Below are 22,055 nucleotides of genomic sequence, written 5' to 3' on the forward strand. Positions count from 1 at the left end.
GGTTAATGCAGCTCAGAAAGGCAGGCGGCCCTGGGCTTGGCCCAGGTATTCATTGACCAGCAACTGCTGGATCATCTGGCGGGTATCAGCATCCGGCTCGGGCCGGCTGCCACTGAAGCGGTGCATGACAATGCGCATGACACTGCGTTCGAAGAAATCCGGGTTTCCCAACAGTTCGCGATTGCGCAGGACCATGTCGTCCACCTCGTGTTTGACACCGCTCAGCGCGGTATGCAGTGGGGCCTGGCTCCGACCTAGGCGGCCCGACTCCAACAGACGCTTGTGCACGCGCATCAGCTTTGAATCGCCACCATAGCGGCCGGCAAGGTTGGCATTATCGTTGTTCAGCGCCTGGACGCGCATGTCCAGGCCCTTGAGCGTGGCGATGTTGGCTCGCATCTCGGACTGGCTCACTTCACTGAGCTTCTTAGCCTTGAACAGGCGCTCCAGTTCATCCTTCAGGGCCAGCCATTTCGGGTCCCCGGGGTCTTGCGTCCCGGCTAGGCCTTCGCGGGTGCGGCGCAGGATGTCCTTCAGCTCATCAGCCAACTTAAGCTCGGCCTGGCCTACCTTCTTGAAGTGGAACACGATGTCTTCTAGCGCCTGATTCAGCAGGCCACGGGTGTCGTTGGCTATCTCCATCTGGTGCTTCAGGTTCAGCGCATCCATTGCGCGCTGCGCCTCGGCGTGCAGCTGCCGCAGCCTGGCAAAATCCTGCAGCTCCAGTAGCTCTTCCTGCCCGGACAGACGGATCAGGTTGTACAGCTCGCGCGCAGTGGACAGCGCCTTGACGATGGCGCGCAGCGTGTCGCGGTCTTGGATTCTGGCCACCTGCTGGGAGAACAGCTCGGCATCGTCAAGTGCGTAGCCGAACAGCACCTCTTTGACGGCGTCCAGATCCGCCTGGATCTCGGCTGCACTCCTGAACAGGTTGGAATAGTGCTCCATCTCGTCGCCAAGTTCTTCGTTCAGCTCGTCGTAGTAGCTCTTGTTGGCCTTGTCGAACTCGCTTTGGATATCGGCGAAATCCACCACGTAACCGTAGCGCGCGGTGCGATAGGGGCGGTTGACCCGGGTCAGCGCCTGCAGCAGATTGTGGTCCTTGATGACGCGACCCATGTACAGCTTCTTCAGCCGAGGCGCGTCAAACCCGGTCAGCAGCATGTTGTAGACAAACAACAGATCAACCGATTGCTTGCCCGGCTTCGGGCGCTTGAACTGCTCAATGATCTGCCTGCGCGAACCCTTATCCCCCTCGTCATACAGAATCAGCGCCGCATTGAGAGCCTTGGCGCGACCAGGCTGCGGCTCGGCTACGCGCTGTTGCATGTGGCCGTCATCGTTGGCAGCTTCCACAATGGACGGCGGCGCCGGCATGCGCTCGTGGAACTGGCGGTATAGCTCTCGCGCCTGGTCAGCGCTGTCGCAGATCACCATGCCGCCAATGCTGTCGTCACCCGATGTGATACGAGCTTGGGTGAAGTCATCCAAAATGTAGTCCAGCATGGCCGCGCAGAAGCGCCGATGCGCGTACAACGCCGTCCCCTCGATGCCTCCCTGCTGCACCTTCACGCTCTGCAGGGCCTCGTGCAACTGCATCTTGTAGCGGGTGGCAATTTCCTCGCGGATCAGGCGCAGGGTATAGCCGTCGGCAATGGAGGCGTTGTAGTAATACTTGTGGAGGTAGTTTCCGAACAGTTCCTTTGATTGCACGTTGCCAATCAACGGTGTGCCAGTCAGGCCAATCTTTATGGCGTTGCGGTCGGACTGCTCCAGGTTGGCCAGGAAGCTACCCTTTGGGTTGTAGCTGCGGTGCACCTCGTCCAGGAAATATACGCGCTGGATGTTCACCGCGTAGTCTTCGGCGGCGGCAACCGCCGGGTCATCCTTGAACTTTTGGATGTTGACCACGGTGATTTCTGGCTCACCTCGGTTGTTGTCGATGGCCACGGCTTTTTTCATGTCACGAGCAAAGGCATCGCGGCTGGCAATGACGTTGACCGTCAAGCCGCGCAACCTGAACTCCGTTTCGGCTTGCTCCAGAAGGTCAATGCGGTCGACTATGAAATAGAACCGGGCAACCTGCCCGCGCTGTTGGAACCAGTCGGTCAGGTACTTGACATTAAAGTACGCCAGCGCGGTCTTGCCGCTGCCCTGCGTGTGCCAGACGATGCCCTTGCGTGCGCCTGCGGCCAACGCATCGGCAATTGCTCGCGTGGCGAACAGCTGAGGATAGCGCATGACGTGCTTTTCCGGCCCCTTTTCGGTCGCCAGCCACGCAAAGCCGTAACGCAGTGCAAAGACAAACCGCTCGCGACTGAACAAGGATGTGCACAGGCGGTGGGTGGGCGAGTCAGGCGACTTGTTGCGTTCGTACTCCGGGGTGCCCTTGATCGCAACCAGATTGGTATCGGTAAGAATTCTGTCCTCTGCAGCTTCATCCAATGAGCCGATGCAGGAAGCAAGCTCGTCGCCGCGCTCCTCGCGGAAGTGGTTGAAATGCGCATGACCATACGTTGAGGCAGCGTAGAACGCTCCCTGAAGGGGCTCCGCCTCGGTGTCGTCGTACTCCATGTTGTTGGAGAACGCCATCAGTTGGACCAGGTTGAAGAAGTGCCGGTACTTGCCATTGCCATGGCGCTGATCCATGCGCTTGCGCTCTTCCAGCACGCCGCCGGCGTTGAGCGGCTTTTTAACCTCGACGAAGGCCAGCGGCATTCCGTTGACCAGCAAGGTGATATCAGGGCGAAAGTTGTCCTGCCCGTTTACGAATGCCAGCTCAGTAACGACATGCCAAGTATTGTTGTTGAGATCTTCGTAGTCGATCAGGCGAACACCCGCGCGTGCGGTTAGGCGTTGATGAAAGCCGCGGCCGATATCATCAGCTGAGAGCTTAAGGTGAATTTCGTTAAGAAGGGCGGGCAGATCTTCCCGACGGAGCTCTGGATTTATGCGTAGGACGGCTTCCTCGAAAAGCTCGGGGAAAATGTTGTTGCGGGCGTCCCAGTTTGCGTGCTTCAGCGAGATGTACGTGTATCCAAGTCGCGTGAGGTGTAGCAACGCAGGGATCTTGACTCGTGAGTCCTCGTTGAACAAGGTCATTTGGAGCCATCCTGCAAGGCAGAGCCATCGGTGGCGAGGATGCTCGGAACTTGCTTGGTTTTAGCACCTGAATGGAAGGATGGGGCGACAACGTTTGCTCCGACTCCGTTCGGAGCGCTTGCCTTGCCAATGCTGTTGGCGATCCATTGATCCAGATCCCTGCGTCGGAAGCGCCAGGAGCCGCCGACCTTGAATGCGGGAATACCAGCGGCGGCTGCGAGGCGGTAAACGGTGCGCTCGGTGACCTGCAGGTATGCAGCCACTTGCTTGATGGTGAGGATTTCAGCTTCCTGCGTAGACGTCGCCCCTGCCATCTGCCCCCTCCATTTAGACATGGAGGATTGTACAAAATTTTCAAAGTTCCGAGGCTCGGCTTTCGGGAAGATCCGGGCAATTCGAGTCAGATGCCGTAGATCGGTGACCCTGCTGTTGACGGGTTCCGCAAGCCATTGATTGTTCGTTCCACCGGCCGCCATCTCGCATGAATTTCAAGCCGTGCCGAGCGGGAGTTTTTCAGACCTCCCTTAGGCCGGAAGCGGACACCCACGCCAGCCAGCTGAAGATCAGCTTCAGTTGCTTGCTATGCGGGAGACCAGGCGGCCCTTGCAGAAGGTGGACTACGGCTGCCTCAGGACCAGCAACCTACAAAATACGTTCAGCGTTAGGTGTGGCATCGCTTCTCGGCGGACTCTTCAATGACGGCTGCAATGATCAATCTACGCCCGGTTGTCCGGTATTGACCTGAAGCAGCAGCCACAAGAAGGCGCATCGGGTCTGAGTCGACCGAAGTGCAGAAACTATGCATGACACCGAGCACGTTGCGAAATGAGCTAAGTGGATGAATTTTCTAATAAAATCTAGATTGAACGGACTGTGGTGTACACGGACACCATAGTTGGTGCCTGATTCCCTCCGATCTGCACAAACTATGAGTTCATTTGCTACACGAACTATGGTGTAAGACCTACATGTAGTAGCCGTCGGGCGCAGGACGAAGGGCATGACCGCTTCGTGCATCTGATCGACGAGGAGAACTGCACGTGTAGCAGTGAGGTGCGGGCGTCGCTGTTGCGCGACGCTCATCTGCGCCCATTCATTAGGACAGCGTGAGCCCGCTTCATCCTGATGAATTGGCTGTATCGAAGCGGCGCAAGGGCATCGACCGATGCAGCACAGCTCGCTTGTTCCCGCTTGTTAAGGTTGGCTGCTTGCCGCACCTTCACGGCCCATCCACGTCTTCCAACTGCAGCTGAAAGCACTTCGCAGCGCCGGGAACAAACGCCGCTATATTCCAGACTCCCCAGACGAAGGAGGGAGTGGAATGTTCCTGACCAAGCAGCAAATCAACGCGGCACGTGCCGTCACCGTAGCCATCGTTGCTACCGTAAGCCTCGGTGCTTGCGCCACCTACAAAGACGAATTCGCTTCGATCAACTCACGTCTCGACCAGCTCGACGTGAAGGTGCAAGGCGCGGCGCAGAGCGCCGAATCCGCCAACCAGTCCGCACAGCAGGCCAACCAGCGTCTGGATCAGATTGAAGGCCGCGTCCAGCAGCTCGAAAGGGTCCCGGGCCGCAAGCCGCGCGGGTAACCGCTCTCCCACCCACTTTGATGAACGCTTGAACCAGACACCAGTGGCCTTCGCCGGCCACTGGTGTCTTTCAACCTCTCGGTCTTGATCCGAAGGAGCCGACCCATTCGTACGTACTCATTCCCTGCACGCCGGGCCGTGTCGGCCGCGCTGACCATCGCGCTGGCATTGGCAGGCACCAGCGTGGCCAGTGCCAAGAATGGCAAGGAAGCAAAAGAAGCACCTGCCGCGGAAACGGCGAACGCCGCCGATGAACTTCCGCAGGGCCAGGAAGTATCCGAGACCGTCATTGCACTGGCCGGCTGGGTAGTCGCCAGCAAGGACAACCAGGGCTATCCGTTCGCGATCATGGACAAGGCCGCTGCGCAGGTCCTGGTCTTCGGCGGTGACGGCAAGCTGCGTGGCGCGGCGCCGGCATTGTTTGGTTCGGCCATCGGCGATCACTCGGCGCCCGGCGTCGCCAAGCTCGCGCTGAGCGCGATTCCAGGCCACGACCGCACTACCCCGGCCGGCCGCTTCATTGGCGGCTATGGCCCGTCCGAGGACGCCGGACGCGTGCTGTGGGTGGACTACGATTCCGCCGTGTCGATGCACCCGCTCCCCCCGGGCACCCCGAAAGAGAAGCGCAGCGAACGACTGGCATCCGCCACGCCGGACGACAACCGCGTCACCCACGGCTGCATCAACGTCTCGCCTGCGTTCTACGAGCAGATCGTGCATTCCACGTTCGAGAAGGGCGGCGTGTTCTACGTGCTGCCGGACAAGGACTCGATCGAGGAAACGTTCCCAGAGTTTGCGCAGAGTCGCGCGGCTGCGAAGGGCGACGATGAGAAGGACGCACGCCACGCCCGCAAATGAAGCGCGGTTGTGAAGGCTGAGGAAGCAGTCACGGCGGAGCGCAGCAAGACGTGCTTCGCTACGCAAGCTCCAGCCGCGGCATCTTGAACGTGAACAAGGTGCCGGTGGCCGCGCTGGACTGCACCTCCAGCGTGCCGCCATGAGCGCGCGCAATCTCCGACGCAATGTAGATGCCGAGGCCGAGGCCGGGCCGTGGCTGCTCACTCTTCTCGCGAGAGAACGGACTGAATATGGCGTCCATCCTCTCTGATGGAATGTGTCCGTCGTTGTGTACTTCGAGCGTAAACATTTCGGCCGTGGCGTTGACGGTCAGCGTAATTGCAGACGAGCGCGCTCCGTGTTCGGCTGCATTGGTGAGCAGGTTGGCCAGGAGCTGCGCCAATCTGCTCGGATCACAGACCACGTTGTCGTCCATCTGCATGCGGACCTTGATGTCCTGGCGGCCAGTGGCGATGGCCACCTCTTCCACAACCTTTTTCAGGTCTTCTTCCAGCGTGCTGGTCAGCTGCAGCGCGATGGGAATGCCGCCACCCAGGCGCCCCCTGGCGAAATCAAGCACGTCGTTGATCAGTCCATCCATTCTGGCAACGCCTGAGGCGATGTGCGCGAGCATTCGTTGCTGACGCTCAGCGTTCAGCTCACATGCCAGCGACTCCGCAGCGATGCTGATTGCCTGCAGAGGACTGCGCAGGTCATGACCCAGCACGGCAATGAACTGGTCGCGCAGGTCGGCGACGCGGTGCGCGTCGGAGAGCGCAGTTTCCGCTCGCTCGAGGCGATCTTCCTTGTCGAGGTAGCTTCCTACCAGATCGGCCAGCAGCTCCATGGATCTCTGCACGTGGGCGACGTCGAAGCTGGCCGGTGCCGAGTCAATCGCGCAGAGTGTGCCGAAGAAACTTCCGTCTGGCCGATGGATGGGAACGGACGCATAACTCTCGAGCCCGTAGATCCGCGGCGTGTGATGCGTGGCGTAAACCGGGTGCTTGCTCGCATGCGCAAATACCACCGACGTCGCCGACTGCCTGATTTCATCGCAGATGGTTGTCTCGAGCACCAGTTGGCCACCGGGAACCAGCCCAAACCCCAGGGTGTCGAACGTGGCGCAGGCGGTCCAGGTGGTCTGGGTCACGCGGGCAATGGCGGTGAATCGTGAGCCCGTAATGTGGGCTACGGTCTCCAGGATGCGCGGCACGGCCTGGATTCGACCAATCTCGGCGATGTCGTCCAGCAGATGGGGGTCCGTCAGCTTCTGCATGGTCGTTCGTCCGGTGGGCAGCGCATCATCCCATGGAACCCGGGAGAAGGTTGATGCGAGGGCGATTGCCGCCTTTTCAGGCCAAGCCGTGACGGGCCGATGAGGCTGTCGCCTGAGGTAAACGAGCGGTTCTGGCTGGAAGCGGTCCCTGGACCGTAGCGCTTCAGCGCAGACCTTTTGCGCCCAGGCTACGTTGCTACGAACGTTCCGCTCGTTCCCCAGGCACCTCACAGCACTTTCGATTCGTTGGTGGACGACGCCATGGAGTGACGACTGCCCCGGAACGCAAGCGCACTGGCAACTGCCAGGACACAGGCACATGCGCCCGAGTAAGCCATGGCGAGTCGATAGCCGAAAAGCAGAGACTGATGCGCGACGTCACTGGACACAACTTGGCCAGTGGCCGCCAATTCATCCAGACGCGCAGTACCTGCGGACAAGCCCTCCGCAAGCGATCGCAGATGCGAAGGGTCGCCCCAGGGCAGGTTCGTTCCAAGTGCGTAGTCGGTACCTTTCACCAGGATCAACCCCACTACGGCGATGTTGATGGCGAGGCTGATGAATCTGGCGCTGGTATCCATGCCGGACGCCATGCCGGCACGATCACTGGGCACCGAGTTGGTCGTTGTGTTGGTGATGGGCGTATTGATCACGCCCAGGCCTGAGCCTGCAAGAACGCAGCCTGGCAGCATCGTCAGCCAGCTCGCGTTGTCCGCGCCTGCACCGATCGCCATCATGAGCATTCCGCCACCCATGACAGACATCCCGACAGGGATCACACGCTCGGGCCCGAAGCGCACAGCGAGACGCTCGCCATAAGGCGGAAGCAGCAGCGACGGCAATGTGTATGCCAGGACGGATAGGCCGGTCGCGATGTTCGAGTAGCCCAGTCCGTGCTGGAAGAACAATGGCAGGTACACCATAAGTGGCCAGAAACTGAAGTTCATGCCCATCGAGCCCAGCGATGCGCCCGAAAAGCGCCGGTTGCCAAAGATGGAGAAATCGAACATCGGGTCCGGCGCCCTGCGCTCGACCGCGATGAATACCGCCAGGCTGATGACGGCAACCAGAGCGGCCGCCATGGAAGAGCCGCTTGCCAGGCCTGCAGGAATGCCCTGAGTGATGTACCAGGTGAAGGAGAAGACGGCCACCGAGAGCGAGACGATCCCCGCAAGGTCCAGTTTGCGGCGACTTGGCGCTCGGGATTCCCTGAAGCCCAGCACGGCAAGAACCGTCGCGCCAATTGCCAAGGGCGCATGCACCAGAAACACCCAACTCCAGTTGCTGATGGCCACGACGCCAGCCCCAATGACCGGGCCGAAACCCAGTCCCACGCCAAAGACCACGCCCCAGATACCAAATGCCTTGGCTCGCTGTGCGGAATCACTGAACTGGTGGGAAAGCACCGTAAACACGCAGACCAGCATTGCGCCTCCCGCCGCGCCCTGCAGCGATCGAGCCACGATCAAGGCTGGCCCGCTGCGCGCAAGGCCGCAGGCCAAGGATGTGATACCGAACAGCAGCAGGCTGACCACGAATACACGCTTGCGCCCATAGCGATCCGCCAGTGCACCAGCCGCCATCAGCACCGTCGTGCAGGCCAGGGTGTAGGCATTCATGATCCACTGCAGGCCACTGAAGCTGCTACCCAGCTCTGCCTCCAGTATCGGCAGGATGACCGGCACGCTCGAGATTTCCAGCCCGAACATCAGGGATGCCACGCATGCCGCTGAAAGCGTCAGGCGGTCTCGAGCAGCAGGTGAAAGGGAAGTCATGGGTCTCCTCAGGCAGGTCCGGGATCTGGCACGCAGCAGCGTCGAATGAAGCTGCGCGTGTCGAATGAGCTGCCATCTTGGGGAAACCTCAAAGATGATAAAAATGATTTGATTTAATAGAATTGATCAATCTTCATCATGGATCGCTCCGGTGTTCTTTGACCCCGACCTGCTACGCGCCTTTGTCGCCGTCGTAGAGACAGGTGGCTTCACCAAGGCGGGTGAGCGCATGAGCCTTAGCCAATCCGCCATCAGCCACCAGATCCGGAAGCTGGAAGAGCAGGCGGGCAGCGCCTTGCTGAAGCGGACCACGAGAAGCGTGACACTCACCGAAGACGGCGAGGACTTCCTGCGTCATGCGGAGCAGATCCTTGCTGCCCAGAGCCTGCTGGTTCGCCGATTCCAGAAGGCTCCCGTTACCGGCGCAGTGCGCCTTGGCGTGCCCGAGACCTATGCCGGCGATCTGTTGACCGCAATGCTGTCACGCTTCTCCCGCAGATTTCCCGCGGTGCGGTTGGATGTAACCGTGGAGCCCTACGGAGCGCTGAACGAGCAGATACATGCAGGAACACTCGATCTTGCGGTCAACCTGTTTCTGCGGGAGGACGTTGACTGGCCGCTTCTGAGGCGAACGCGTTTCGTCTGGGCCATCGGTTCGGGGTACGAGCATGAATCGGAGAAGGCGCTGCCACTCGCCCTCGCGCCCAGTCCGTGCATGCACCGGGACGTGTGCGTTGAAGCACTTGTTGAAGCCGGCCTCGAGTGGCGCGTCGCCTTCAGCTCGGCGAGCCAGCAGGGCTTACGATCGGCTGCAAAGTCGGGGCTCGCCATCACTATCGCGCTTGAGGATGACATCCATGATGGCTTGCTCATTGCCGGCGATGACTTGGGACTTCCTGCGCTCCCCGCAGCGAGCTTTCGGCTGATGCGTAGTGCGGCCGCCGGCACACCCGCGGTAGAGGCATTGGAAGAGCAGTTGATTGGCACAGGCGACGTCGCGTCTTCGATTCGTACGCTCGCTCAGCGCAGCGGCTGAAACCCAGCGAGTGACCGGTAGGCTTGTTGATGGCCGGAAATGGATATCAGCGTGAGATCAGGGTTGTTGATCGGGAGCCGGGCGGAAGTCCGCTCCTGGCCCGAAGCTGACACGGTCCTGCAGGCGCGCCCTACATGCGCCGTTTGTTCAATCCAGCGCGTGCTCGACCAGACATGATCTATCGGTCCCAATGCAATCTCGCACCGATGACAGATTCCGACACGCGCCGTTCGCCAGTCCAAAGTACCTTCCGACGTTGTGTCATCGGCGGAGAACGAAAGGACAGATCGGCCCCACCGCAGGTAACGGATGGGGCGATAGCCTTCTCGACCCTGTCTTCCCTGGCCGCAGTATTGAGCGATGAGAACCGCCGGCTGTTGCGACTGCTGCGCGAACTTCAACCCAGGTCCCTCACCCAGCTGTCTGAGCAATGCGGGCGCAAGGTTCCGAGCCTTTCTCGTACCCTTCGGATGATGGAAGGCTATGGACTGGTTGAACTGAAGCGGGTCGGGGCGTCTGTCGTGCCATCCGCCATAGCCACGCGCTTTCTCATAGAGCTCGACTAGAACCACGTTGTACCGCCCAATCGCGGAGCTCTGTCGTCATTGCCTCGCTGAGGTGACAGCACACTACGCAGGCAACCACGACGCATGTCGCATATCCCTCTATCGCTCAGGGCCCTTACGCCATCGGCGTCTGGGGCGGCTTAACAGCATGCAAGAATGCCGAAAGCGTCTTGCATCAAGCGTTGAATGCAACTCTTCTGATTGGCACTCCGCGTCGGCACAGGTACAGATGACGGGCCATCAAGAAAAGATGGCCGGGCCTCGAAAACCCGTGCTTCTGTTTGATTACGCTTGCCAGCCGGCGTCACCCCGTGTGGCGCCGGCTGGCAATCCGTCTGCCGGCTATGGCGGGCGGAGCGTGGAGGCCTTGTGCCTGCCGGTTCAACAGGAGCCCGGTTTTCGAGCCACGTCTCCGCCCGCCACCCTTATGTGGCGGCTACCGTCTGTCCTGCACGGAGCCCCAGCCATGACTACACCGGAATTCCCTCGCCCCCACCCCTATCGCGTTGCGGGCGATGAGGTATCAGAGCCACCACCTGCGCTCGACCCCACGGCTTTCATTGCCACCCTGACGCGGATTGGAAAAGGTACAGCCGCCGATGGCCAACCCTGGCCGGAGCGTCACCAGATGCCGGGCCGTCGCATGGCGCTGGCCGATGCGGACTGCGCACTGGCAGGCCTGCGCATCGCGCTGGAGATGCTGCTGGCGGCCGAGCGGGTCCGCCAGAACGGCCCGGACGACGAATACGTGGGCGATCGGGTGATGGAAGGCCTGATGATGGCGTGCCTGGCGCTGACCGCGCAGGTCAGCGCGCGGATGCGACCGGAGGAATAACGCCGGCAACGCTTCCGGCGTTACCGCCCATCATTCGCAGGGATCGCCTTCTTCTTTCAGCATCGCCTCGTCCACCGGTCGCTCGCGATCGATCAGGGCACGCTGCTCCGCGTTCGGCTCGCCCAGCCACCACACTTTGCAGCGGGCGGTAAGGCGGCCGACCATCTTCGACTGCGTCGGCGAGTACAGCATCGCCAACGCGGTGGTCGGGCACTGGTGCGCCTGGCAGGCGGTGTAAAGCCACCACGGCTCGCCCTGCAGCACCATCAGTTCGCCGGGCCCGCTGGGACCGCTCAGCAGGCGTTCGCGCAGGGAGGGGATGCTCTTGTCGGGCGATTCGGCCGCCGCAGTGTTCTTCATCAGAGCGTCGAACGCGGCCAGCACCTTCGGGTCCTTGCGGCCGCAGTCGTCCACGCTATTGCCGCCGACCAGGGTGAAGAAATAGGTGGCCAGCGGATTGTCCTTGCAGGTGAGCTCCGCGCCGGGGCTCTCTCCTTCCGGTTCACCTTCGTTGTCCCACACCGAAGGGTCCACGCCGTCTTCAATGGACGGCTCGTTCTCGACCACCGTGGCCGTAGCGGCTGGGGCTTCCGTTGCCGGTGCGGCGGCGGGCGCGGCAGCTGTGCCTGCGTCCGGTGCGGGTGCCGGTGTCTGCGTGCAGGCGGCCAGCAACGCGACCATCGCCGCCATTCCAATCATTCGAGACTTCATTCCCTGTCCTGTTTCCATTCGCCCAGCCGGCGACCGCGTGATTCTACCCGCCAGCCAGTAGATCCACGCCATGCGTGGATGGGTCGCGCACAAAAAAAACCCCGGCGCTGAGCCGGGGTTTTCGATTCACTTGAACAGCGTATCCGGATACTCCGGTTTCTGCTCGCGTGCCAACAGCGCACGCAATCCTTCTTCCGGGGTCTGCTCGCCATGCAGCACGGCGCGCACACGGTCTGAGATCGGCAGGTCGATGCCATGACGGCGCGCCTGTCGCATCACTTCGTCGGCGGTCTGCACCGACTCGACCACCTGGCCGATTTCGCGGATGGCGTCCTGCAGCGTCTGCCCGCGGCCCAGGGCCAGGCCCAGGCGGCGGTTGCGCGACAGGTCGCCGGTGCAGGTCAGCACCAGGTCGCCCAAGCCAGCAAGGCCCATCAGCGTTTCCGGCTTGGCGCCGATTGCTGCGGCCAGGCGCAGCATCTCGTTGAGGCCACGGGTGATCAGGCCGGCACGGGCGTTCAGGCCCAGCTGCATGCCATCGGCCACGCCGGTGGCCACGGCCAGCACGTTCTTCATCGCACCGCCCAGCTCGGCACCGACCATGTCGTCGCCGGTGTAGGCGCGGAACGCCGGACCATGCATCGCCTCGGCCACCGTCTGTGCGAACTCGGGCACGTCGCCGTGTACGGTGATCGCGGTCGGCAGGCCCAGGGTGACTTCCTTGGCGAACGACGGCCCGGTGACAACGGCCAGCGGCACGTCCTCGCCCAGCACTTCGCGCGCCACTTCATGCAGGAAGCGGCCGGAGCCGGGCTCGAAGCCCTTGGTCGCCCAGGCCACGCCGGCACCGGCCGGACGCAGCGGCGCCAGCGCGCGCACGGTTTCACCGAATGCGTGCGACGGGGTCACCACCAGGATCCAGGCGGCACCCTCCACCGCCGACGCCAGGTCGGTAGTGGCGCGCAGCGATTCCGGCAACGGAATGCCCGGCAGGTAGCGCGGATTCTCGTGGCGCTGGTCGATGGCTTCAACCACAGCGGCATCGCGCCCCCACAGCACGGTCTGGCGACCGTGCCGGGCGAGCAGCGTAGCCAGCGCGGTTCCCCAGGAACCGGCGCCGAGTACGGCAATCTTGTCAGCGGTAGTGCTCATCCGTGACGTCGCGGCCGGGATCAGGCGTTGCCGGCCGGCTCGGAGTCAGCCAGCGACGGTGCGTCGCCCTGCTCCTGGCGCTGGCGCAGGGTTTCTGCGTACAGGCCTTCGAAGTTGATCGGCTGCAGGAAGAACGGCGGGAAGCCGCCGGCCTGGATCAGGTCGCTGACCAGCTGGCGCACGTACGGGAACAGGATGTTCGGGCACTGGGTGCCGAGCAGCACGTCGATCGACTGCGGGTCCAGGCCGACCAGGCCGAACACGCCGGCCTGCTTCACTTCGGCCACGTACGCGGTGCGCTCGCCGGCCTGGCAGGTCAGGGTCACGGCCAGCACGACTTCAAAGGCATTCTCGCCCAGACGCTGGACCTGCTGGTTCAGGTTGAGCTGCAGTTCCGGCTGCACCTGGTCGTTGAAGATCGACGGGGCATTCGGCGACTCGAAGGAAACGTCCTTGACGTAGATCTTCTCGACGGTGAACGCGGGGCCGGTGGCGGCATCGACCGGCGCGACAGCGCCGTTGGTGGTCTCTTCGGACATTTCCAGTAACTCCAGTGAATGCAATGAAAACGATGGTCGAATTACTGCGATGGGGGCGGCGGAGGGCGCAAACAAGGCCACTTCCGCCATCGCCTGCGATCAGTTGCGGCCCTTGACCAGCGGCAGTTCTGCCTGCTGCCACGCGGGGATGCCGCCGTCGAGCACGAAGACCTTCTCGAAGCCGGCCTTCTTCAGCGCCTTGGCGGCGGTCTCGGACGCGTTGCCGCTGCGGCACACCAGTACCACCGGGGCCTGCTTGGCGTTGGCCACCAGCTTGTGCTCGGGGCCGAACGCGCTGGCCTGGGCACTGCGGCTGCCGGCGATGTGGCCCTTTTCGAAATCGGCGCTGGGCGACAGATCCACCACCACCGTGCCGCCCGCGTTGATCAGCTGGGTCAGTTCGGCGGGCTTGATGCCCTTGAAGCCCCGGAACAGGCGGCGGATTTCGGTGACGATGAGGGCCACGGTCAGGCCGACCAGGGCCGCGGACAGCATCGGGTTTCGGCCTGCGAAGGCCAGCAACTCTTCGTAATTCACTCAGGTCACGGGTCGATTAAGCGGGCGCCGATTGTCGCACAAGCCGGACGCGACCCGTCACTGCCCCTGCCAGAGGTCCGGCAGGCCCGCGCTTTGCCACCAGCGCTTGGCTTCCGGATCCCAGCGCCAGCGCTCGGTCACCACCACGGTGCGCTCGGCCTGGGTGTTCTGGTTGATCACCCCGATTTCCACCCGGCGCTCGACCAGGCCGCCATCCAGCGCTGCCGTGCTGCGCTCGCGGTAGGACGACACGCGCAGCTGGGCATAGCGGTTGAGCTCGAACTCGGTCGGCGGCTTGGACTTGCGCAGCTGCGGGTCCAGATAGGCGATGGCGTCATCCATGCTGCCCCAGCGGATGGTGGCGCCGTAGGCGATCTGGGTCTCTTCCAGCAGCTTGCGCTGCTTGCGGCTGAGGTCGTCGGCGGCAGCACCGGCAGCGGCGCTGAGCAGCAGCAGGGAACACAGGAGGATCTGGATGAGGCGGCGCATCGGTGGGTTCCGCAGGGCGTCAGCCTGCCATCCTACCCTTTGGCGAAGGCAACGAAACGACCGCTGAATTCGGCCGCGGCCTTGCCATCGGCGCCCGGCTGGGTCGCGACAATGCTGATGCGGGCCTTGCCGCGCTGGCGGAAGGTGGCCAGGAAGGTATCCCAGGCGCCGCTTGCGGTGGCTTCGGCGTGGGCGTGCAGGTCTTCATAGACCGGCGCCAGGTAGCGCAGGTTGCTGTCGGCCACGTAGACCTCGGCGTCGTGGCCGGCCAGGCGCAGGCGCAGGCTGACCAGCGCCCATCCGGACAGGGTCAGCACCGAGGCCAGGCTGCCGCCGAATGCATTGCCCTTGTCATTGACGTTGGCCACCAGCGGCGCGGTGATGCGCAGCACGCCGTCGGCATAGCCATCCAGGCGGATCTGCATCGCGCGGACCGCCGGCATGCAGTCCAGCACGTCCTGCAGGGCAGCCAGCGAAGAGGTCAGGGCATCAACAGCCATCAGCAGCAACCACGACAACAAAGGGCCCGCATAATGACGGGAATGGCCAACCATACGATACCCACTGGCTGGACCCTGATCTCACTGCGCCCGCAGGGCCAGCAGGCGGCGCTGCGCCACGCCGCAGCAGCGCTGGGAGGCCGTACCGTCGCGCTTTCGCCCTGGCGGCTGCAACGTCTGCATGACACTGCTGCAGCGCAGCAATTACAACGTGCGCTGACCAGCGATCGGGTGGTGTTCACCAGTCCGGCGGCCGTCGCGGCGGCGGCCAGCCTGCTACCGCTGGCGGCAGCGCAACGCAGCCCGTGGCTGACCGTGGGTGAGGGCACCGCGCGCGCGCTGCTGGCGCACGGCGTCGCCGACGTCCATGCGCCCCAGCGGATGGACAGCGAGGGCCTGCTGGCGATGCCGGTGCTGGGCGATGTGCGGGGCATGCAGATCGGGCTGGTGACCGCACCGGGAGGGCGTGGCCTGATTGCCGCCGAACTGCAGGCCGCAGGCGCACAGATCACCCGCGCCAATGTCTACCGACGGCTGCCGCTGCGCTTGTCGCGGCGCATGCTGGCGCGTTTGGCCCGTTCTCCGTCGCCCTGGCTGCTGGCCATCAGCAGTGGCGAGGCCTTGCAGCGTTTCTGGCAGCAGCTGCCCGCGCACTGGCAGCAGCGGCTGCAGGCGAACGCGATCGCGCTGGTGGCCAGCGAGCGGCTGGGCGCGCAGGCGCAGGCACTGGGGCTGACCCGGATAGTGCGCAGCGAGGGTCCCACCCATCTTCAGTTGATCGCCGCTGCACACACTGCGCTCACCGGCCCGGCAGCGACCTGAACAGGCACCCGGCAGTGGCTTGCCGGTGTCGTTGGCAACAGTGATGCTGTGCACAACGCTGCCTGCCGGATCTGTTCCGGCGTTGCCGCCGACAAGGAAGCCCGATGAACGACACTCTGCCGCCCGCTCCATCGCCCCATCGCCCCGTGCGCTGGCTGCTGCCGCTTGCCGCGCTGGCGGTGCTGGGCGCGGGCGGCTATGCCGGCTACCACTATTGGCAGAAGCAGCAGAGCGACCAGCTGGCGCAGGCGCAGACCACCGCCGTGCAGCTGAAGGGACTGGAGGCCACGGTCGAGGCCCTGCGCCGTGACCAGCGCGCTGCCAGCCAGCGCCTGCAGGATGCGGCCACCACCAATCGAGTCCTGCGCGACGAAATGCTGGGCCTGTCGCAGCGCAGTGCCTTGCTGGAAGAAAACCTGGCCAAACTGGCCGACAGCGCCAACCAGGGCCGCCAGGCGGTGCAGCGTGATGAGGCCGAACTCCTTCTGACCCAGGCTGCGCAGCGTCTGGCCTTCGCCGATGACGTGGAGGGCTCGCGCCGTCTGTATGCGCTGGCCGCCACGGCATTGGCCGATCTTCCCGACAGCGACGGGCTGAACCTGCGCCAGGCACTGGTGCAGGAACGCAACGCGCTGGATGCGTTGGGCGCGGGCCCTCGCGTGCAGTCGCTGCAACGCCTGGACGCACTGGGCAAGGCGCTGCAGGGCCTGCCTTCGCAGATCGCGCAGACGCCCGCCGACAACACCGCTAAACCGTGGTGGCAGGCCGCGCTGGCGCCCTTCGTGGACATCACCCCGAGCCGTCTGAACGGCCCGCTGACCTCGGCCGAGCGCACCACCATCGACACAGCGCTGCAGCTGGAACTGACCCTGGCCCGTGCAGCGATCGAGCGCGGCGACGGCAGCGGCCGCGATGCCGCGCTGAACAGAATCGATCTCTGGGCGCAGCGGCGCTGGCCGGATTCACCGGACCTGCGCGCGCAACGTGCTGAACTCCATGCCCTGCGCACGCTGCCATTGCAGGCCGACAACACCGTGCTTGGCAGCACCCTGCAACAACTGCGTACCCAGACCGACCGGAGGTAAGCCCGTATGAAACCCCTGCAATCACTGGTCGTGCTGTTGCTGGCAGTGGCCATTGGCGTGGTTGCCGCGCAATGGCTCGGCACCGATGACCTGAACCGCTACGGCGAAGTAACCCTGCGCTACGCCGGCTACGACTACCACAGCAACCTGCCGAAGGTGGCGCTGCTGTCGGTGATCGGCGTGCTGGTGCTGTGGCTGCTGTGGAGCCTGATCGCCGCACCGTTCCGTGCCTGGGGCCGCTACCGCCGCAAGCAGGGCCGGGTGCGCCTGATCGATGGCCTTCTGGCCTACGAGCATGGCCAGTGGCAGCGTGCTGAGAAGCTGCTGGACGGCGCCGCCAAGGATCCGGAAGTGAGTGGCGTTGCGCTGGCCAATGCCGTGCGCAGTGCGCAGGTGCGCGCCGATGCACCCGCTGCCGAGGCGCTGCTGCAGCGTCTGGGCGAAAGCGATGCGACGTTGCAGGCGCTGCTGCGCGCCGAACAGCTGCTGGCCAACGATCTGCCGGTGGATGCGATCAACGCACTGGACGTCGCCGCGATCCAGCCGCTGCCGCCGCGCGGTCTGTGGCTGCGTACCGAAGCGCTGGCCCGTGCTGGCCGCGCGCATGAGGCTTATGGCCAGCTGGGTGCACTGCGCCAGACCAAGGTGCTGCCGGCCGAGGCCAGCAGCGAACTGGAAGCACGCCTGGCCGCGCAGGCACTGCTGGAAGCCGGCGACGTCAACGCACTGGCTACGCAATGGGAAGCCACGCCGAAGGCGCTGCGACCGACCCCGGACGTGGTGGCCGCCTACGCCACCCGTGCGGTTGCACTGGACTGGGACGAACCGGCGCTGCTGGCGCTTGAGCAGGCGCTGGACCACCGCTGGGATGACGAACTGGTGGCGTTGTATGGCCGTCTGCCGGCCGAGCGTCTGGCTACACGCCAGGCCAACCTGCAGCGTTGGCGCAACGTGCACGACGACTCCGCCGCCCTGCGCCTGGCCCAGGGCCGCATCGCGCTGGCGCAGCAGCAGTGGGACGCCGCCGATGCGTTCCTGCATGAAGCCATCGCCGCGGGTGCCGGCGCTCCTGCGTGGGAGGCGCTGGGTGAAGCCTTCGCACAGCGTGGCGAGCATGTACTGGCCGCGCAGTGCCTGACCAACGCACTGCGCCTGCAGCGTGGCGAAGACAGCGTGGCGCTGGTGCGGGCATCGGCAGCGGCCACTGACACGCCGCTGCATGCGACCGTCGAAGAGCAGCCGATTGCACCGTTGCCGCCGGTGTATGACGCCAACGAAGAGCGCGACGCGTTCGGCAACCCGCGGTTGCCGTAGCCCGCTTCGGTAGACGCCAACCTTGGTTGGCGACTTTCGCAACCGCATAACCAGAACGCCGCCCATCGGGCGGCGTTTTCGTGTGTAGATCCACGCCATGCGTGGATGCTCATCGAGCAGTGCCAAGCGAGCTTGGCATCTACCAGAGCAGTCGCATCACCGTTCGACGATCGCCACCACGCCCATGCCACCGGCGGTGCAGATCGACACCAGCGCACGGCCACCGCCGCGCTCGGCCAGCTGCTTGGCCGCCGTGGCGATCACGCGTGCACCGGTGGCGGCGAACGGGTGACCGGTGGCCAGCGACGAGCCCAGCAGGTTGATCTTGTCCGGGTCGATGCGGCCCATCGGCGCATCCAGGCCCAAGCGGTTGCGGCAGTAATCCTCGCTCTCCCACGCGCGCAGGGTGCACAGCACCTGTGCGGCGAAGGCTTCGTGGATCTCGTAGATGTCGAAGTCCTGCAGGGTCAGGCCGTTGCGCTTGAGCATCTCCGGCACGGCCACGGTCGGTGCCATCAACAGGCCTTCGCCGTGCACGAAATCGACGGCCGACACGTGTGCATCGCGCAGGTAGGCCTGCGGCTCGTGGCCATGCGCCCGCGCCCACTCCTCACTGGCCAGCAGCACGGCGGCGGCGCCATCGGTCAGCGGGGTGGAATTGGCAGCAGTCAGGGTGCCGCGGCCGGACACCTTGTCGAAGGCCGGCTTCAGCGTCGCCAGCTTTTCCAGCGAGGTGTCGGCGCGCAGGATGTTGTCGCGCTCGACGCCGCGGAACGGTGCGATCAGGTCGTTGAAGAAGCCACGCTCATAGGCGGCCGCCAGCTTCTTGTGCGAGGACACCGCCCACTCGTCCTGCGAGTCGCGCGAGATGTTCCACTCCTTGGCCATGTCCTCGCAGTGGTCGCCCATGCTCTTGCCGGTACGTGGCTCGGCCACGCCCGGGAACTCCGGCTTGAGCTCGGCGAACTTGAAGCCGGAGGTCAGCGCGCGGATCTTGTCGCCGGTGGTCTTGGCACGGTTGGCGGCCAGCAGGCGGGCGCGCAGCTTCTTGCCGTACACGATCGGCACGTCGGAGGTGGTGTCCGAACCGCCGCCGATGCCGGACTCGATCTGGCCCAGGGCGATCTTGTTGGCTACGGTGATGATGCTGTCCAGCGAGGTGCCGCAGGCACGCTGCAGGGTGATGCCGGGGGTCAACGGCGACAGGCCCGAGGACAGCGTGGCTTCGCGGCCCAGGTTCCAGTCGCTGGAGTGCTTGATGACCGCACCCATCGCTACTTCGCCCAGCTGCTGGCCGTGCAGGCCGAAGCGCTCGACCAGCGCTCCCAGCGTGCGCACCGACATGCCGAGGTTGCCGACATCCGAATACGCGGTGTTCTGGCGGCAGAACGGAATGCGGACGCCACCGAGGATGGCGACGGGACGAGCGTTGGGCATGGAGATACCTGGCATGGATGAGGGTGTCTGCAACATGGCCTGCACGACAGAGCAGGCATAATGGGGCCAAGTGTAGCTGCCGCCCTGTGATGGGCCAACCGTGGAACCATGAGCAAACCCGACCCTGCGATGAATGCCCTTGGCGTGCTGGCCCTGGAACTGGCCGGCGGCGAAATCCCCCGCCAGGCGGTGCTCAGCGCTGAACAGGCCGGTGAACTGGCCGAACGCGTCGGCCGCGACCTGTCCAAGCTGGTGCCACAGGTGGCCGAGCTGGACCTGGTGTTCGCCGCCGCCCATTTCGATCCGGCCGAAGTGCTTCGCCCGGGCTGGCCGATCCATCGCCGCCTGGAAGAACTGCAGATGCGCGCGCCCGGCCGCAACCAAGGCCCGCGCGTGCTGGCCTTCGGCGCCGATGCCAGCGGTGATGTACCGCTGCCGTTCCAGGCCGACGCCACACTGGTCGGCGGTGGCCTGCGGGTGGTGCCGTTCCTGCTGACCGGCAGCGAGGTGGCAACCACGGCGGCCGTGGCCGATGCGCTGGAAGAGGTGCTGCTGGCCAATGGCATGGCCCATGCCGATACCGCGCTGATGGCACAGAACACGTTCGGTGCACGCGTCGAGCACGCACGCTATTTCACCGTGAACGATCTGGCCGCGATGATGTCGATGCAGTACGACAACCAGGGCCTGGCCGCGCTGTGGCCGCTGATTGAAACCGCGATCATGGCCCCGGGCCAGGATGAATGGCTGAGTGACGCGCCCGAGCCGTTGCTGCGCTATACGCAGGGTGAAGCGCGCATGGCGCTGTTCGATCCGGCCGGCTGGTGCGCCCATTACAACCACGGCAAGGGTGACTGCGAGCGCCTGCAGGGCATCTACGAGCAGTTCCTGATGCGCCAGCGGCAGATGGCCGCGGTGCTGGAAGCGCACGGTGTGCCGGTGCTGTTCGTGCATTGCGAGGCTGGGCAGGACGCGCGCGAACTGCTGGCGCGCTGATAGGAAACGGTGGCCGCGACGTGTTGTAGAGCCGAGCCCATGCTCGGCTCAGGGCCCCGGAAGAGCAGCCGAGCGTGGGCTCGGCTCTACAGGAAGCAGTGCAAAGAAAAACGCCGGCTTGCGCCGGCGTTTTTTCATTTCTTACGGGGCCTTGTTGATCACCGCGCACGCCAGGCGCGCACCGGCGTTGCCGGTCGGCTGGGTCTTGTAGTCGTCCGCGTCGGCGTGGACGATCAGGCCGCGGCCGATGATGTCGAAATCATCACCCTTGCCGATGTTGACGTTGCTCGACACCGGGCCATCGACGGTGGCTACGCCCTTGTCGTCGGCCTTGATGTTGGGCATGTCGCCGCCGTGGTGCGGATCGGTGGCCACGTTGCCGTGGTCCTGCTTGCCCGGGTTGAAGTGGCCGCCGGCGCTCATGCCGTCCGGCGCGCTGCAGTCACCCTTCTCGTGGATGTGGAAGCCGTGCTCGCTGCCCGGCTTCAGGCCGGTGATCTGGCCGGACGCGTGAACCTTGCCGTCGACGAGCTTGAAGGTGATCGAGCCCTTGGTTTCATTGCCCTGGGTCGGTGCCAGCTCGGCAGTGGCCGAGGTATTGGCTGCCGGGGCCGCTGCGGTAGCCGGTGCAGTGGCCGGATCGGCCGGTGCTGCCGAACCTTCGGCCGGGGTGGTGGCCGGGGCTTCGGCGGCCGGTGCGGCCGGTTGCTGGTTGCAGGCGGCCAGGCCCAGTGCAGCGATGGCGGCGAACAGCGAAGTGTGGATCAGACGCATGGAAACTCTCCTTGGAAAATGCCGGGGGCGTGATCAGCGGGTTACCCGGATCACGCCGCAGGCGATGCGGACGCCGGCATTGCCGGCGGGCTGGCTGCGATAGTCGTCGGCCCTGGCGTGCACCACCAGTGCACGTCCGGCGATATCCGTGGCGGCGCCTCCGCCCAGGGTAACGCCCTTCAGATGCACATCGATGTTGGCACGGCCCTGCGCATCGGCCTGCAGGTTGTCGATGTCGCCCAGGTGGTGCTTGCCACTGCCGGCACGACCGTGCGCGACACCGGCGGGATTGAAGTGGTTGCCGGCGCTGCTGGCATCCACCGCGCTGCAGTCGCCGCGCTCATGGATGTGGAAGCCGGCCTGCTGCATCGGCTGCAGGCCTCCCACCAGACCGGTGAGGTGCACGCCGCCGGGTTCCACCATCAACGCCAGGCGGCCACTGACGATGCTGGCCGAGGCAGGCGCCAGATTGGCTTCGGCCTGCTTGGCGGTGCTGACCACCGTTGCCGGAGGCGGTGTGGGCTGCGGCTTCTTCGGCGCGCTGCCACAAGCGGACAGGAGCACGGCGGCGGACAAGGGCAGAAGGGCGAAGGACAAACGCATCAAGGACTCCTTGCAGGTAACACTACGGACGGCATCGTCCATGGAGGATCAACAGTTCGGCAAGCGGGTGCGAGGATC

At 64.3% G+C, this 22,055-nt stretch carries 21 protein-coding genes and 1 pseudogene; 9 read left to right on the top strand and 13 right to left on the bottom strand.

What is annotated here, in order from left to right; translation table 11 throughout:
• Positions 1-12 precede the first annotated feature (12 nt).
• Positions 13-3,102, bottom strand: coding sequence for a type I restriction endonuclease (locus HFK18_RS04155; protein ID WP_180164579.1), 3,090 nt, complete (start codon positions 3,100-3,102; stop codon positions 13-15).
• A 137-nt stretch (positions 3,103-3,239) separates the two neighbouring features.
• Positions 3,240-3,416: pseudogene (locus tag HFK18_RS21760) on the bottom strand (helix-turn-helix domain-containing protein); the annotation flags it as partial.
• A gap of 1,007 nt (positions 3,417-4,423) precedes the next feature.
• Between HFK18_RS21760 and HFK18_RS04165 the strand changes: the two are divergent.
• Both HFK18_RS04165 and HFK18_RS04170 read left to right on the top strand, forming a co-directional pair.
• Positions 4,424-4,693: a hypothetical protein gene (locus HFK18_RS04165; RefSeq protein ID WP_089241667.1), complete on the top strand. Its 270-nt coding sequence runs from the start codon at positions 4,424-4,426 to the stop codon at positions 4,691-4,693.
• A gap of 156 nt (positions 4,694-4,849) precedes the next feature.
• The gene (locus HFK18_RS04170; RefSeq protein ID WP_180164854.1) at positions 4,850-5,551 is read left to right on the top strand and encodes a hypothetical protein; all 702 of its coding nucleotides are present in this window, start codon (positions 4,850-4,852) and stop codon (positions 5,549-5,551) included.
• Positions 5,552-5,609: 58 nt separating this feature from the next.
• Here the strand turns inward: HFK18_RS04170 and HFK18_RS04175 are convergent, their stop codons facing one another.
• Both HFK18_RS04175 and HFK18_RS04180 read right to left on the bottom strand, forming a co-directional pair.
• Positions 5,610-6,806 carry an ATP-binding protein gene (locus tag HFK18_RS04175; protein WP_180164583.1) on the bottom strand — a complete coding sequence of 399 codons (1,197 nt, stop codon included), beginning with the start codon at positions 6,804-6,806 and terminating at the stop codon, positions 5,610-5,612.
• Between the two features lie 227 nt (positions 6,807-7,033).
• Positions 7,034-8,581 carry an MFS transporter gene (locus tag HFK18_RS04180; RefSeq protein WP_180164585.1) on the bottom strand — a complete coding sequence of 516 codons (1,548 nt, stop codon included), beginning with the start codon at positions 8,579-8,581 and terminating at the stop codon, positions 7,034-7,036.
• A gap of 151 nt (positions 8,582-8,732) precedes the next feature.
• Between HFK18_RS04180 and HFK18_RS04185 the strand changes: the two genes are divergently transcribed.
• From HFK18_RS04185 to HFK18_RS04195, 3 genes are all read left to right on the top strand, one after another.
• Entirely contained in the window at positions 8,733-9,617 is an 885-nt protein-coding gene (locus HFK18_RS04185; protein ID WP_180164587.1) for a LysR family transcriptional regulator, read from the top strand.
• Between the two features lie 206 nt (positions 9,618-9,823).
• Positions 9,824-10,183 (top strand): helix-turn-helix domain-containing protein, encoded by a 360-nt coding sequence (locus tag HFK18_RS21995; RefSeq protein ID WP_180164855.1) that lies wholly within the window; start codon positions 9,824-9,826, stop codon positions 10,181-10,183.
• A gap of 466 nt (positions 10,184-10,649) precedes the next feature.
• The gene (locus HFK18_RS04195; protein ID WP_180164588.1) at positions 10,650-11,018 is read left to right on the top strand and encodes a hypothetical protein; all 369 of its coding nucleotides are present in this window, start codon (positions 10,650-10,652) and stop codon (positions 11,016-11,018) included.
• A gap of 30 nt (positions 11,019-11,048) precedes the next feature.
• Here HFK18_RS04195 and HFK18_RS04200 read toward each other — a convergent pair whose 3' ends face one another.
• From HFK18_RS04200 to HFK18_RS04225, 6 genes are all read right to left on the bottom strand, one after another.
• Complete coding sequence (locus HFK18_RS04200; RefSeq protein ID WP_180164590.1) at positions 11,049-11,729, bottom strand: hypothetical protein; 681 nt, start codon at positions 11,727-11,729, stop codon at positions 11,049-11,051.
• Positions 11,730-11,855: 126 nt separating this feature from the next.
• On the bottom strand, positions 11,856-12,881 hold the full coding sequence (locus tag HFK18_RS04205) for an NAD(P)H-dependent glycerol-3-phosphate dehydrogenase (RefSeq protein WP_025875929.1): 1,026 nt from the start codon (positions 12,879-12,881) through the stop codon (positions 11,856-11,858).
• A 20-nt stretch (positions 12,882-12,901) separates the two neighbouring features.
• Complete coding sequence (secB, locus tag HFK18_RS04210) at positions 12,902-13,420, bottom strand: protein-export chaperone SecB (RefSeq protein ID WP_025875931.1); 519 nt, start codon at positions 13,418-13,420, stop codon at positions 12,902-12,904.
• Positions 13,421-13,519: 99 nt separating this feature from the next.
• A complete protein-coding gene (locus tag HFK18_RS04215; RefSeq protein WP_025875933.1) occupies positions 13,520-13,957 on the bottom strand; it encodes a rhodanese-like domain-containing protein in 438 nt (145 codons plus the stop codon).
• Positions 13,958-14,014: 57 nt separating this feature from the next.
• Positions 14,015-14,446: a hypothetical protein gene (locus HFK18_RS04220; RefSeq protein WP_100554367.1), complete on the bottom strand. Its 432-nt coding sequence runs from the start codon at positions 14,444-14,446 to the stop codon at positions 14,015-14,017.
• Positions 14,447-14,478: 32 nt separating this feature from the next.
• A complete protein-coding gene (locus HFK18_RS04225; RefSeq protein ID WP_100462718.1) occupies positions 14,479-14,946 on the bottom strand; it encodes a YiiD C-terminal domain-containing protein in 468 nt (155 codons plus the stop codon).
• A 33-nt stretch (positions 14,947-14,979) separates the two neighbouring features.
• On the opposite strand from HFK18_RS04225, the gene HFK18_RS04230 reads away from it, so the two are divergent.
• From HFK18_RS04230 to HFK18_RS04240, 3 genes are all read left to right on the top strand, one after another.
• Positions 14,980-15,768 (top strand): uroporphyrinogen-III synthase, encoded by a 789-nt coding sequence (locus HFK18_RS04230; protein WP_180164592.1) that lies wholly within the window; start codon positions 14,980-14,982, stop codon positions 15,766-15,768.
• 104 nt (positions 15,769-15,872) lie between these two features.
• A complete protein-coding gene (locus HFK18_RS04235; protein ID WP_180164594.1) occupies positions 15,873-16,853 on the top strand; it encodes a uroporphyrinogen-III C-methyltransferase in 981 nt (326 codons plus the stop codon).
• Positions 16,854-16,859: 6 nt separating this feature from the next.
• Positions 16,860-18,167 carry a heme biosynthesis HemY N-terminal domain-containing protein gene (locus HFK18_RS04240; protein ID WP_180164596.1) on the top strand — a complete coding sequence of 436 codons (1,308 nt, stop codon included), beginning with the start codon at positions 16,860-16,862 and terminating at the stop codon, positions 18,165-18,167.
• 156 nt (positions 18,168-18,323) lie between these two features.
• Here the strand turns inward: HFK18_RS04240 and HFK18_RS04245 are convergent, their stop codons facing one another.
• Positions 18,324-19,619 (bottom strand): acetyl-CoA C-acetyltransferase, encoded by a 1,296-nt coding sequence (locus HFK18_RS04245; protein ID WP_100461806.1) that lies wholly within the window; start codon positions 19,617-19,619, stop codon positions 18,324-18,326.
• Positions 19,620-19,712: 93 nt separating this feature from the next.
• Between HFK18_RS04245 and HFK18_RS04250 the strand changes: the two genes are divergently transcribed.
• Positions 19,713-20,600 carry a hypothetical protein gene (locus HFK18_RS04250; protein WP_089241689.1) on the top strand — a complete coding sequence of 296 codons (888 nt, stop codon included), beginning with the start codon at positions 19,713-19,715 and terminating at the stop codon, positions 20,598-20,600.
• A 141-nt stretch (positions 20,601-20,741) separates the two neighbouring features.
• Here HFK18_RS04250 and HFK18_RS04255 read toward each other — a convergent pair whose 3' ends face one another.
• Positions 20,742-21,374: a superoxide dismutase family protein gene (locus HFK18_RS04255; RefSeq protein WP_180164598.1), complete on the bottom strand. Its 633-nt coding sequence runs from the start codon at positions 21,372-21,374 to the stop codon at positions 20,742-20,744.
• Between the two features lie 33 nt (positions 21,375-21,407).
• Positions 21,408-21,977 carry a superoxide dismutase family protein gene (locus HFK18_RS04260; RefSeq protein WP_100554361.1) on the bottom strand — a complete coding sequence of 190 codons (570 nt, stop codon included), beginning with the start codon at positions 21,975-21,977 and terminating at the stop codon, positions 21,408-21,410.
• Positions 21,978-22,055 lie beyond the last annotated feature (78 nt).

The sequence above is a fragment of the Stenotrophomonas sp. SbOxS2 genome, assembly GCF_013416715.1.
GTDB classification, from domain to species: domain Bacteria; phylum Pseudomonadota; class Gammaproteobacteria; order Xanthomonadales; family Xanthomonadaceae; genus Stenotrophomonas; species Stenotrophomonas lactitubi.